The sequence below is a fragment of the Pseudomonas sp. NFPP04 genome, from assembly GCF_900113815.1.
Classification (GTDB): Bacteria; Pseudomonadota; Gammaproteobacteria; order Pseudomonadales; family Pseudomonadaceae; genus Aquipseudomonas; species Aquipseudomonas extremorientalis.
The window spans coordinates 111802-124369 of the sequence record NZ_FOQS01000005.1; the positions used below are offsets into that span (position 1 = coordinate 111802).

At 63.0% G+C, this 12568-nt stretch carries 11 protein-coding genes; 7 read left to right on the forward strand and 4 right to left on the reverse strand.

Annotation, left to right across the window (positions count from 1 at the left end):
- The first annotated feature begins 249 nt into the window (after window positions 1-249).
- Entirely contained in the window at window positions 250-1395 is a 1146-nt protein-coding gene (nosP, locus tag BM017_RS12630; RefSeq protein ID WP_092244679.1) for a nitric oxide-sensing protein NosP, read from the forward strand.
- Window positions 1337-3280 carry a PAS domain-containing hybrid sensor histidine kinase/response regulator gene (locus BM017_RS12635; RefSeq protein ID WP_170856075.1) on the forward strand — a complete coding sequence of 648 codons (1944 nt, stop codon included), beginning with the start codon at window positions 1337-1339 and terminating at the stop codon, window positions 3278-3280. Before nosP ends, BM017_RS12635 begins: the two co-directional genes overlap by 59 nt.
- Window positions 3281-3668: 388 nt before the next feature.
- On the opposite strand, the gene BM017_RS12640 is transcribed toward BM017_RS12635, so the two are convergent.
- The gene (locus BM017_RS12640; protein ID WP_058427587.1) at window positions 3669-4334 is read right to left on the reverse strand and encodes a response regulator transcription factor; all 666 of its coding nucleotides are present in this window, start codon (window positions 4332-4334) and stop codon (window positions 3669-3671) included.
- Window positions 4335-4361: 27 nt separating this feature from the next.
- Window positions 4362-4901, reverse strand: coding sequence for a PQQ-dependent catabolism-associated CXXCW motif protein (locus BM017_RS12645; protein ID WP_092244686.1), 540 nt, complete (start codon window positions 4899-4901; stop codon window positions 4362-4364).
- 153 nt (window positions 4902-5054) lie between these two features.
- On the opposite strand from BM017_RS12645, the gene BM017_RS12650 reads away from it, so the two are divergent.
- Complete coding sequence (locus BM017_RS12650; protein ID WP_092244689.1) at window positions 5055-5681, forward strand: response regulator; 627 nt, start codon at window positions 5055-5057, stop codon at window positions 5679-5681.
- Here the strand turns inward: BM017_RS12650 and BM017_RS12655 are convergent.
- Together BM017_RS12655 and exaA are read right to left on the reverse strand one after the other, a co-directional pair.
- The gene (locus BM017_RS12655; RefSeq protein ID WP_092244692.1) at window positions 5678-6325 is read right to left on the reverse strand and encodes a pentapeptide repeat-containing protein; all 648 of its coding nucleotides are present in this window, start codon (window positions 6323-6325) and stop codon (window positions 5678-5680) included. The two genes, BM017_RS12650 and BM017_RS12655, sit on opposite strands and share 4 nt — an antisense overlap.
- A gap of 189 nt (window positions 6326-6514) precedes the next feature.
- Window positions 6515-8407: a quinoprotein ethanol dehydrogenase gene (gene exaA, locus BM017_RS12660; protein WP_083351482.1), complete on the reverse strand. Its 1893-nt coding sequence runs from the start codon at window positions 8405-8407 to the stop codon at window positions 6515-6517.
- A 254-nt stretch (window positions 8408-8661) separates the two neighbouring features.
- On the opposite strand from exaA, the gene pedF reads away from it, so the two are divergent.
- From pedF to BM017_RS12680, 4 genes are read left to right on the forward strand one after another with little or no spacing between them, the layout of a single operon-like run.
- Window positions 8662-9123 (forward strand): cytochrome c-550 PedF, encoded by a 462-nt coding sequence (gene pedF / locus BM017_RS12665; RefSeq protein ID WP_092244694.1) that lies wholly within the window; start codon window positions 8662-8664, stop codon window positions 9121-9123.
- A gap of 3 nt (window positions 9124-9126) precedes the next feature.
- Window positions 9127-9870 carry a quinoprotein dehydrogenase-associated SoxYZ-like carrier gene (locus BM017_RS12670; RefSeq protein WP_071492074.1) on the forward strand — a complete coding sequence of 248 codons (744 nt, stop codon included), beginning with the start codon at window positions 9127-9129 and terminating at the stop codon, window positions 9868-9870.
- Entirely contained in the window at window positions 9867-10805 is a 939-nt protein-coding gene (locus BM017_RS12675; protein WP_371914404.1) for a quinoprotein relay system zinc metallohydrolase 1, read from the forward strand. Before BM017_RS12670 ends, BM017_RS12675 begins: the two co-directional genes overlap by 4 nt.
- Before the next feature lie 14 nt (window positions 10806-10819).
- On the forward strand, window positions 10820-12340 hold the full coding sequence (locus tag BM017_RS12680; RefSeq protein ID WP_092244699.1) for an acetaldehyde dehydrogenase ExaC: 1521 nt from the start codon (window positions 10820-10822) through the stop codon (window positions 12338-12340).
- Window positions 12341-12568 lie beyond the last annotated feature (228 nt).

Below are 12568 nucleotides of genomic sequence, written 5' to 3' on the forward strand. Positions count from 1 at the left end.
GTGGTAGTCATCTGAAATGCAATCAAAATGTGGGAGGGGGCTTGCCCCCGATAGCGGTGGATCAATCACTCATGCATCGACTGACACACTGCAATCGGGGGCAAGCCCCCTCCCACATTGGATCTCCATTGGCTTTTGAGAGAGTGGTCTTGAAAGCCTCATCCCATCGCATCCCCCACCCAGTACCCAAGTAGCATAGGCCCATGCCCAGGCCCTTCGTACACTGATGCTTCAGAGGGGGAGGCAACGATGCACAACAGTGAAGGCGTAGTCAGCGCCATGTCCCAGGCCACCGATGCCGGGCAGGCCGCCGAGGAATTGGCCCAGCAACTGCTGCACCCGTACCTGGGTTTTGTGCTGTTTTTCTGTTCCGCGTCCTACGACCTCCAGGCCCTTGGCCAGGCCCTGCAACAGTGCTTCGGCAAGGTGCGTGTGGTCGGCTGCACCAGCGCCGGCGAAATCACGCCCCAAGGCTACGGCCGTAATTGCATCACCGCGATGGGCTTTAACCACGCGCACTTTTCCATCGCCACCGAGCTGATCGATCAGGTCGAGCACTTCAGCCTGATCGGTGCCCAGGACATGGTCGAACGTCTGGTCGGCGGCTGTCGCAGCAACACGCTGGCGCCGATCAAGGGCAACACGTTTGCGCTGACCCTGCTTGACGGCCTGTCCAGCCGCGAAGAAATGGTCCTCGCCGCCCTTAGCGCGGCCCTTGGGGATATCCCGCATTTCGGCGGCTCGGCCGGTGACGACAACTTCCTCACCCACACCCACGTGTACTTCAACGGCGTGTTCCACAGCGGCGCGGCGGTGGTGATGCTGGTCAACACCTGGCTGGATTTCGAGGTGTTCACCACCCACCATATCCTGCCGTGCACGGAAAAACTGGTGGTGACCGGCGCCGACAGCGCGTCACGCCGTGTGTTCGAACTCAACGCCGAGCCCGCCGCCGAAGAGTACGCGCGGCATATCGGTGTGGCGGTGGCCGACCTCGACCACCGCACGTTCGCCGCCCACCCGTTGGCGGTGCGTATCCACGACCAATACTACGTGCGCGCTATCCAGCAGGTGCATGAAGACCTCAGCCTGAGTTTCTACTGCGCGGTGGAAAACGGCATCGTGCTGACGGTGATGACGCCCGGCCCGCTGCTGCCGAACCTGCAGGCTCTGTTCGACGGCCTGCAAGCGCGCCTCGGCGACCTGTTGCTGACCATCGGCTGCGATTGCTTTTTGCGCCGCCTGGAGCTGGAGGACAACGGCACCCTCGAACAGCTCGGCGGTTACTTGCGGGACCAGCGGGTGATGGGTTTCAACACCTACGGAGAACAGTTCAATGGCATGCACATCAACCAGACCTTCACCGGGGTCGCCATTGCCCGAGGCCGGCGCTGACCTGCCCGCTCAGCTGGCCCGGCTGCAACAGGACAACCTCAAGCTGGCGCGGATCAATGTGGCGCTGATCGAGCGCATCGAGTCCGGCATGCCCCAGGGCAACAACCCCTACACCACCTTCCAGCATTCGGTGGTGCTGGCCGAGCAAGTGCGCGAGCGCACCGACGCGCTGAACCAGGCGATGGCCGAACTCAAGGCCAGCAACCACCTGCTGATCAACGCCCGCCTGCGTGCCGAAACGCTGCGTGGCGAACAGGCGGCGGCGCAGAAAGCCCAGGAGAGCGAGCGCTGGATCCGCCTGATCACCGACAACGTGCCGGCGCTGATTGGCTACCTGAATGCCGACCTGGTCTATGAGTTCACCAACAAGGTTTATGAAGAATGGTACTGCTGGCCGCGCGGCATGATGCTCGGCCAGAGCCTGCGCGAAGTGCACAGCGAGCAGCATTGCCAGCGCCTGGATGCCTACGTCGCCCGTGCCTTGGCGGGGGAGAGCGTGACCTTCGAGTTCGCCGAAACCAACATCAACCACCAGGAACGCTACATGCTGCGTTCCTATGTACCGAACATGCTCGCCAGTGGCGAGGTGGTGGGGATCTTCGTGTTGATCCGCGATATCACCGAACGCCGCCGCACGGCCGAAGCCTTGCACCAGGCCTACCAGCATCTGGAACAGCGCGTGGCCCAGCGCACCTCGGAGCTTACGTCGCTCAATGACCAACTGCTCAAGGAAATCGACGAGCGCCGTCGCATGGAAACCCGTCTGCGCGAAGCCAAGCTCGAGGCCGAGCAGGCCAACCTGTCGAAAACCAAGTTTCTCGCCGCCGTCAGCCATGACCTGTTGCAACCGTTGAATGCGGCGCGGCTGTTCACCAGTGCCTTGCTGGAGCGTCCCAGCGAAGCCCTGGTGCGCAATGTGAGCAACTCCCTGGAAGACGTGGAAAACCTGCTGGGGACCCTGGTGGATATTTCCAAGCTGGATGCTGGCGTGATCAAGGCCGATATCGCGCCGTTCGCCTTGAGTGAGTTGCTCGACAACCTCGCCGCCGAGTACACCCAGCTGGCCCGCGCCGAAGGCCTGGCGCTGCACTTTGTCGGCTGCTCTGCGTTGGTGCGCAGCGACATCCAGTTGCTGGCGCGGATCCTGCGCAACCTGCTCAGCAATGCCATTCGCTACACCTACCAGGGGCGGGTGGTGCTGGGTTGCCGGCGTCAGCAGCAGCGCCTGTTGATCCAGGTGTGGGACAGCGGCATGGGGATTGCCCAAGAGCGCTTGGAGGAGATTTTCCAGGAGTTCAAACGCGGCGACGTGCAGCGACCGGACCAGGACCGCGGCCTGGGCCTGGGCCTGGCCATCGTGGAAAAGATCGCCGGGATACTCGGCCATCGCATCAGCGTCAGGTCCTGGCCGGGCAAAGGCTCGATGTTCTCGGTGGAGGTACCGTTGAGCGCCACGGCCCCCAAGTCGCTGCCTGCGCCTTCCATGAGCGAGCCGTTGCTCGAGCGCCTGCAAGGTGCCCGGGTGTGGGTGCTGGATAACGACGCGGCGATCTGCGCGGGTATGCGTACCTTGCTCGAAGGCTGGGGCTGCCGGGTGATCACGGCGCTGTCGGAACAGGACCTGGCGCGGCAGGTGGACAACTACCATGCCGGGGCGGACCTGTTGATTGCCGATTACCATCTGGACGACGACCAGAACGGCGTGGACGCCGTGGCCCGCATCAACGCCCGGCGCGGGAGCGCGGTGCCGGCGTTGATGATCACCGCCAACTACAGCAATGAATTGAAGCTGCAGATACGTGAGCTAGGGCATACGTTAATGCACAAACCCGTCAGGCCCATGAAGCTGAAAACCGCCATGAGCCACCTGCTCAGCCGGCCCTGACGAAATGCAGATCAAATGTGGGAGGGGGCTTGCCCCCGATAGCGGTGCATCAATCAATGGATGTGCTGACTGACACTCTGCCATCGGGGGCAAGCCCCCTCCCACAGTTGATTTGTGATGTGTCAAAGGGTCAGCGACGCAGGTACGAGCCGAGAATTGAAGCAGCAGATACGGGAGTTGGGGCATACCTTGATGCACAAGCCCGTCAGGCCCATGAAGCTGAAAATCGCCATGAGTCACCTGCTCAGCCGACCCTGACAAAATGCAGATCAACTGTGGGAGGGGGCTTGCCCCCGATAGCGGTGCATCAATCAATGGATGTGCTGACTGACACTCTGCCATCGGGGGCAAGCCCCCTCCCACAGTTGATTTGTGGAGTGTCAGACCGTCAGCGGCGCAGGTACGAGCCGAAATCGATATCTCCGGCACTGAGTATCGCCTGCACCCGGTTATGCACATTCAACTTGCGCAAAATCGCCGACACATGGGCCTTCACCGTGGTCTCGGCAATCTCCAGCGTATAGGCAATCTGCTTGTTCGATTCGCCCTTGGTCATCCGCTCCAGCACCAGCAATTGTTTACGGGTCAGTGCCTGCAAGAGCTCCGGGGCAAACCCCGGGCTGTCATTCATCCGCCGCTGCCCGGTGTTTTTCTGGGTGCGGATGATGTCCGGCGGCAGGTACACATTGCCGTTGAGAATCTGCTGGATCGCCTCGGTCATTTGCAGGCGCGGTGATGACTTGGTGATAAAACCCACGGCGCCGTAGGTGATGGCCTGCAGCACGATCTGTTTGTCCTGCTCGGCCGAGACAATCACCACCGGGATGGTCGGCGACTCGTTGCGCAGGTTGATCAGGCCGTTGAGGCCGTGCATGCCGGGCATGTTCAGGTCCAGCAGGATCAGGTCGAGGTCGTCATGTTCCTGGGTCAGGGCGAGGGCGCTGTCCAGGTCGGCGGTTTCCATCACATCGCTGCCGGGGAAACCGTCGCTGATGACGTTGTGGATCGCCTCGCGAAACAGCGGGTGATCATCGGCGATCAGGATTTTGTACATGGCCGTTCACCTTCTTGTTGTGGTTTTTTATTCAAAGGGTTCGGGTGTCGCAGCCATTACTGGCAGGTTTGCCGCTTCCCATGCATCCAAACCATCGCGGTACCAATACACAGTGGTATAGCCCAGGTTGGCGGCCCGTTTTACCGCGTTCCAACTCAGCCAGCAATCGGCGCGGCAGTAGAACACCAGCGGGCGAGCCAGGTTGCCGCCCGTGTACTTGTAAAGGTGACGCACAAAGTAACCTTGCCACTCGGGCGTGAGGTCGCCGTCGCCGGTATTGGCCAGCCAGTGACTGCCGGGCAGGTTGGCGTGGGGCTGGTCTTCGATGAAACGACCCTGTAGCCACGGGCGGCGGTACACGTCGATCAATACCGGTGCGGGCATCTGGGCCAACAGCGTCTGCAGGGCCGCGGTGTCGACAATGACGGCCCCGGGCAGGTGTTCGGGCGTGGGGCTGCGGTACAGGCTGATGCGGTAGCCATCGGCGGAAAACAGTGGCGTGTCGGCCTGTACGTGCGTGATGAACAGGCACAACAGTGCCGCAAGTGGCAGTCTAGCGGGCAGCATGGCGGGTCCGGTCCTTATCGTTATGCCCCCATTACACGCCAGTCCCGCTGCCTTGGGAATGCGACGATAGACAGCAAAACCAGTACCAAAGTAGTAGGTCCCATTGGTCCCCGGGGTTCTAGCATGGCCAGAGGTACTGCCATGGGAGGCACTATGAACATCCTGCTGGTCGATGATCACGCCGTGGTCCGCCTGGGTTACGCCAGCCTGTTGCGCAGCGGGCTGCCGGATGTGGTGGTGCGCGAAGCAGCGAGTGGCGAGGACGCCTTGACGCGGGTGCACGAAGCGGTACCCAACCTGGTGATCATCGGCTTTGGCCTGCCGGGTATCAGCGGCCTGGAAACCACCCGCCGCCTGCGCCAGCGCCTGCCGCAATTGCGCGTGCTGTTTTTCAGCCAGCATGCCGAGTTGCCCCTGGTGCGCCAGGCGCTGGAGGCCGGTGCGTCCGGCTACCTGACCAAAAGCGCGTTGCCGGCGGTGATGCTGGATGCGGTCGAGCGCATTCTTGACGGCCACACCTATATTGAACAGGACCTGGCCACCCAGCTGGCTTACCACCCCACCGACCGGCGCCTGCAAAGCATGACCCAGCGTGAGCTGGAGATTTTCCTGATGCTCGCCAAGGGCACCCCGGCGCGCGCGATTGCCGCTCAGTTGAGTATCAGCAGCAAGACCGTGTCCAATCACCTGACCTTGCTCAAGAGTAAGTTGCAGGTGAGTTCCCATGCCGAGTTGGTGCATTTGGGTATCGACATGGGGGTGGTGCGGGTGGCGGGTTAACGATCCCAGGTGGTCGGGCAATCCTTGCAACCGTCCATATTCGCATCCTGGAAATTCGCATAGTGCTGGCGGCTGCCGGTGAGCGTGGCTTTTTCCAGGTTGCTTTCGCCGAACTTGGCTTCTTGCAGATTGGCGTCGCTGAGGTCGGCGCCTTGCAGATCGGCCTTGCTCAGCCAGGTCATCTCCAGGTCGGCCGCCCGCAGGTTGGCCTGGTGCAGCTTGGCCCCCGACAGCCGGGCAAATTGCAGGTAGGCGGCGCTGAGGTTGGCGTTTTCAAACTGCGCACCCTGGGCGAACAGCCCCCAGCCTTGCACGGCCATCAGCGTGGCGCCGGTGAAGTCGGCCAGGCGCAGGTTGGCTTGTTGCAGGCTGGCGCGGGTCAGGTTGGCGCCTTGCAGCTGGGCTTTTTCCAGGTTGGCCAGGTCGAGGTTGGCGTGGCGCAGATCGGCATCGCGCAGGTCGGCACCGGCCAGGTTCATTTTGCTCAAGTCCTGGTTGCTCAGGTCGGCGCCCTTGAGGTTGGCACCGGGGCATTGGCTGTGTGCGGCCAGGGTGCAGCCGTTGATGACCAGCGGCGCGTCGTCGCCCTCGTCGGCGTGAGCCAAGGGCAGGGATAGCAGGATTAAAAATGGCAGATATTTCATCGCGAGACCTCTGGGGATCCTGGGGTGAGCGGGCTTGCTGTGGCGAGCGGGCTTGCCCCGCGTTGGGCTGCGCAGCAGCCCAAAACCTGACGACTCGGTGAGGCTGGAGAAAAGCCGGGGGCCGCTTCGCTGCCCAACGCGGGACAAGCCCGCTCGCCACAAAGGATGACCCCCGCATATAGGGTGAGGTTACTTCTGCGCGGTTTTCAGGTCCCAGCTCGGGATCTTGAACACCCAGAACGACCCACCCTGTGCCACCGGCTTGGTCAGCTCCGCCATGTCGCCGCCCCACAACGGCACCGCGCCGCCGTAGCCGACTGTCACGCCGATGTACTGCTCGCCATCCTGTTCCCAGGTGATCGGCGGCGAGACGATGCCGCTGCCGGTCTGGAATTTCCACAGCTCTTTGCCGGTCTTCGCGTCGAAGGCCTTGAAGAAGCCGTCGCCGGTGCCGGTGAACACCAGGTTGCCCTTGGTCGCCAGTACGCCGGCCCACAACGGCAGGTGTTCCTTGTGCTCCCACACCACCTTGCCGGTGGTCGGGTTCATCGCCCGCAGGGTACCGACGTGGTCGTCATACATGCGCTTGATGCGAAAGCCCATGCCCAGGTACGCCGAGCCCTTCTTGTAGTTGACCTCTTCGGTCCAGTATTCCTCTTTCCACTGGTTGCCCGGGATGTAGAACAGCCCGGTGTCCTGGCTGTAGGCCATGGGGTTCCAGTTCTTGCCACCCAGGAACGGCGGCGAGACTTCCACCGGCTTGCCCTTGGTTTCACCCGGCAAAGGCTTGGCCGGACGCTGGCCTTCGTTTTCCACGGGGCGGCCGGTCTTCAGGTCGATGTGGCTGGCCCAGGTGATGTTGTCGACGAACGGGAAGGCGTTCTGCAGCTTGCCGTTGTTGCGGTCGACCACGTAGAAAAAGCCGTTGCGGTCGGCGTGGCCGGTGGCCTTGATGACTTTGCCGGCCTTGTCCTTGTAGTCGAACAGCACCAGCTCGTTGTTGCCGGAGAAGTCCCAGGCATCGTTCGGCGTGTGCTGGTAGAACCACTTCACTTCGCCGGTGCTCGGGTCGACGCCGACCTGGCCGGAGGTGTAGAGGCTGTCGAAGTCGTGGGGGTTGCCGTCCTTGGAGGTGCGCGCCCAGGTGTTCCACGGGCCAGGGTTGCCGGCGCCGACGATGATGGTATTGGTCTCGGCATCGAAGCTCGCACTCTGCCAGGGCGCGCCGCCGCCGTGGCTCCAGGCCTCGACCTTGCCGGTTTCGGTGGTCGGGTCATCCGGCCAGGACGGAGCCTTGACGTCGCCGGTCGGGGTGCTGTCCTTGCCGTTCAGGCGGCCCATGTGGCCTTCCACGAACGGGCGCATCCACACCTCTTCGCCGGTGTCCGGGTCGCGCGCATACAGCTGGCCGACCACGCCGAATTCATCGCCGGAGCTGCCGTGGATCAGCAGCACCTTGCCGCTGACCTTGTCTTTGATCAGCACCGGGGCGCCGGTCATGGTGTAGCCAGCGGCGTGGTCGCCGAACTTCTTGTTCCACACCACTTTGCCGGTGTTCTTGTCGAGGGCGATCAGGCGTGCATCGAGGGTGCCGAAGTAGATCTTGTCGCCGAAGATCGCCGCGCCCCGGTTGACCACGTCGCAGCACGGGCGAATGTTGTCGGGCAGGCGGTGGTTGTAGGTCCACAGGCGTTTGCCGGTCTTCGCATCGAGGGCGAACACCCGGGAATAGGAGCCGGTGACGTAGACCACGCCGTCGCTGACTATGGCCTGGGATTCCTGGCCACGCTGCTTCTCGTCGCCGAACGAATAAGACCAGGCCGGTGTGAGCTTGAACACGTTCTTGTCGTTGACCTGGGCCAGCGGGCTCCAGCGCTGGGCGTTGGTGCCCATGCCGTATTGCAGCACGTCCTTGGTGGTCAGGTGGTCGTTGGCGATGTCTTCCCAGGTGACGTTGCGGGTCTGTTTGGCAGGCTCGGCGGCGGCGAAGCTGGCCGCACTCAAGGACAGGCTGCCGACCAGCAGGAAGGCCTGCACGGCAAGGCTCAGCGGCGAGAGGGCGGGTAGCGATCTTATTGTCATGGTTGCAGTTCCCAGTGGAGGTTATGGCCTGCACAGGGTGCGACGTGAACGCCGTGGCGAATACGGAAAAAGTCCCGGTGTTGCCGGGACAATTTCCCGAACCGCCTCTGATTTAGCAGTGCCCCACAAGGCCTGCTACCAACGGATGAGAACCCGCCCACCAAAGCAGCATACGGGTCCTGCCGGGTGCTTCCTAAGATGGTTGCTATAGCCTCTGCCAAGAGGTTTTGCGTGCACTCCCGAGGGAAAAAATAATGACAACAAAACGCAACGCCTTGATTACCGCCTGCCTGATCGCCAGTGCAATCAGCAGTGGATCCGCCTGGGCTCACGGCAACGTGACGCCCACCGCCGTGGAAACCAAAGGCCTCACCCCGATCAAGGACGCCGGCGTGCCGCTGGACGCCGATGGCTGGGCCGCCACCAACCCCTATCGCACCACGCCCGAACATGACAAAGCGGTGGAGGTCGGTGCGTCGGCCTATAACCAGAACTGCGCGGCGTGCCATGGCCTGGAAGCCAAGTCCGGTGGCATCGCCCCCGACCTGCGCATGCTCGATGCCGGCGACGCCGGCGATGAATGGTTCGTGGAACGTGTGCGCCACGGCGCCGTGCGCGATGGCCGGGTGTACATGCCGAAAATGGCCGACTACCTCAGCCAGGAAGCCCTGTGGGCGGTGCGCACCTACCTCGACAGCGTGCACGTCGAGGAGTAAGCCATGGGCCTGCGCGGGTGGTGGCTGTGCTGTGTGCCGATGCTGGCCTGGGGCGCGCCCGTCGACCCGGTGCCCTCGGTGATGTGGGCCTACTATCACCAGCGCTTGCTCGACAATGCAGCGTTTGTGTTCGACGAGCGGGTGAAGCTCCTGGCGCCGCCGTTCGCCGAGGATGCGCGCCAGGTGCCGCTGGAGATCGACGCCCGCGCCTTCAAGGGGGACGTGGTGAAGATCCTTGCCTGGGCCGAGCTGAACCCTCTGCCGCAGATCGTCGATTTCCAGCCGTTGGGGCCAGTACTGCCGTGGCTGTCGCTGCGGATTCGTATCGAACAGGCCACGCCGTTGCGTGCAGCGGTGCTCACCCGGGATGGCATGTGGCATGTCGGCTCGGCCCTGATCGATGCCGCCGGTGGCGGCTGCACCGCGCCCAGCGTGGTGCGCACCCAACCCGGCTGGGAAGAGCACCTGGGCGAAGTGCTCGGCGGCCGTTACCCGCGTGCCGAGTTCAGCCGCGTGAAATTGCAAGTTGCCCATCCGATGGATAACGGCATGATCAGCGGTATTCCCGAATTCTTTATCCACCAGGCCGAGCTGCGCGGCGCAGATAACCAACTGCTGGCACGCCTGGAACTGTTCCCCGCCGTCAGCGAAAACCCCAGCCTGGCCTTCGACATCGAAGGCCGCGAGCCCACGCGCCTGACCCTGCGCGACACCAGCGGCAACCAGTTCGAGGCGGCCATCCCATGAGCCTGCGCTGGATTGTGCTGTGGCTGCTGCTGTTCAGCCTGCCGGTGCTGGCGGACCTGGATTACGTCCTCAAACCTCGGTTGATCGCCGATAACACCTGGCTGCTGGAAGGCAGCACCGACAACTTCACCAGGGACAATGGCGGCAATATCGTCAATGTCGGGTTCATCGTCACCGAGCCCGGCGTGGTGGTGATCGACACCGGGCCGTCCAGGCGCTACGGCGAAGCCCTGCGCCAGGCCATCGCCCGTGTCACCGACAAACCGGTGATCCAGGTGCTGCTGACGCACCACCATCCCGACCACGCCCTGGGCAACCAAGCCTTCAGGGATGTACCGATTGGCGCCCTGGCCGGCACCAAGGATTTGCTGCATGAGCAGGGCGACAGCATGGCTGAGAACCTGTACCGCATGGTGGGTGACTGGATGCGCGGCACCGAAGTGGTGTTGCCCACCGAAGCCCTGCAAGCGGGGGTGAAAACCTTCGGCAGCCACGACCTGCAACTGCTGCACCTGCGCGGCCATACCGGCGCCGACCTGGCGATCCTCGACCGCAGGACCGGCGTGCTGTTTGCCGGCGACCTGGTGTTCTACCAGCGCGCACTCACCACGCCCCACTCACCGGGGCTGGCGATCTGGCTGGCGGATATCGCCACCCTGCAAGGCTTGCCCTGGACCCTGATCGTGCCCGGCCACGGCCCCATTGCGACCGACGCCAAACCCTTCGAACAGATGCGTGACTACCTCACCTGGCTCGATCAATTGCTACGCGACGGGGCAGCCCATGGCAGCGACATGCCCGAGCTGATCCGCAGCCCGATCCCCGAGCGATTCGCGGGCATCAACCTGAGCCGCTATGAACTGACCCGCAGCGTGACCCACCTGTACCCCCACTACGAACGCACCCAGATGCAGCCCATCAACACCCAACAATAAGCAGAGGCCTCACCATGATCTACGCCCAACCTGGCACCCCCGGCGCCATCGTCAGCTTCAAGCCGCGCTACGGCAACTACATCGGCGGTGAGTTCGTCGCGCCGCTCAAGGGTGAGTACTTCACCAATACCTCGCCGGTCACCGGTGAAGTCATCGCCGAGTTCCCCCGTTCCAGCGCCGCCGATATCGACAAGGCCCTTGACGCCGCCCACGCCGCCGCCGATGCCTGGGGCAAGACCTCGGCCCAGGACCGCGCCCTGGTGCTGCTGAAAATCGCCGACCGTATCGAGCAGAACCTGGAAGTGCTGGCTGTGGCCGAGACCTGGGACAACGGCAAGGCCGTGCGCGAAACCCTCAACGCCGACGTGCCCCTGGCCGCTGACCATTTCCGCTACTTCGCCGGGTGCATCCGTGCCCAGGAAGGCGGGGCCGCCGAGATCAACGAGCACACAGCGGCTTATCATTTTCACGAACCATTGGGCGTGGTCGGGCAGATCATCCCGTGGAACTTCCCATTGCTGATGGCGGCGTGGAAACTCGCGCCGGCACTCGCCGCCGGTAACTGCATCGTGCTCAAGCCGGCCGAGCAGACGCCGTTGTCGATCATGGTGTTTGCCGAGCTGATCGGCGACCTGCTGCCGCCCGGCGTGCTGAACATCGTGCAGGGCTTTGGCCGCGAAGCCGGGGAGGCCCTGGCTACCAGCAAGCGCATCGCCAAGATCGCCTTTACCGGCTCCACCCCGGTGGGCGCGCACATCATGCACGCGGCGGCCGAGAACATCATCCCGTCCACCGTGGAGCTGGGCGGCAAGTCGCCGAACATCTTCTTCGAGGACATCATGAGCGCCGAGCCTGCGTTTATCGAAAAGGCGGCCGAAGGTCTGGTGCTGGCGTTCTTCAACCAGGGCGAAGTGTGCACCTGCCCCTCGCGGGCGCTGGTGCAGGAGTCGATCTACGAGCCGTTCATGGCCGAGGTGATGAAGAAGATCGTCAAGATCAAGCGCGGCAACCCGCTGGACACCGAGACTATGGTCGGCGCCCAGGCCTCGGAGCAGCAATACGACAAGATCCTGTCCTACCTCAAGATCGCCCAGGAAGAGGGCGCGGTGCTGCTCACCGGCGGCGCGGCCGAGCGCCTGGAAGGCGACCTGTCCAGCGGCTATTACATCCAACCGACCCTGCTCAAGGGCCACAACAAGATGCGTGTGTTCCAGGAGGAAATCTTCGGCCCGGTGGTGGGCGTGACCACCTTCAAGGACGAGGCCGAAGCCCTGGCGATTGCCAATGACAGCGAGTTCGGCCTGGGCGCTGGCCTGTGGACCCGCGACATCAACCGCGCCTACCGCATGGGCCGGGCGATCAAGGCGGGTCGGGTGTGGACCAACTGTTATCACCTGTACCCGGCGCATGCGGCGTTTGGCGGGTACAAAAAATCGGGCGTCGGGCGTGAAAACCACAAGATGATGTTGGATCACTACCAGCAGACCAAGAACCTGCTGGTGAGCTACGACATCAACCCGCTGGGTTTCTTCTGACCCTCTGATTGCAACGCGGTCCCCTGTGGGAGGGGGCTTGCCCCCGATAGCGGTGTGTCATTGACATAAATGTTGACTGACCCGCTGCCATCGGGGGCAAGCCCCCTCCCACATTTTGGCCTCTGTACATTCGCGACTAATGCAGTGCGCTTGATACTTCGAAAGTAGCATTCGCTGCCCCATCTCCCCCATGCATTAATGACCCCACCGGAATTTTCCGGAACAACA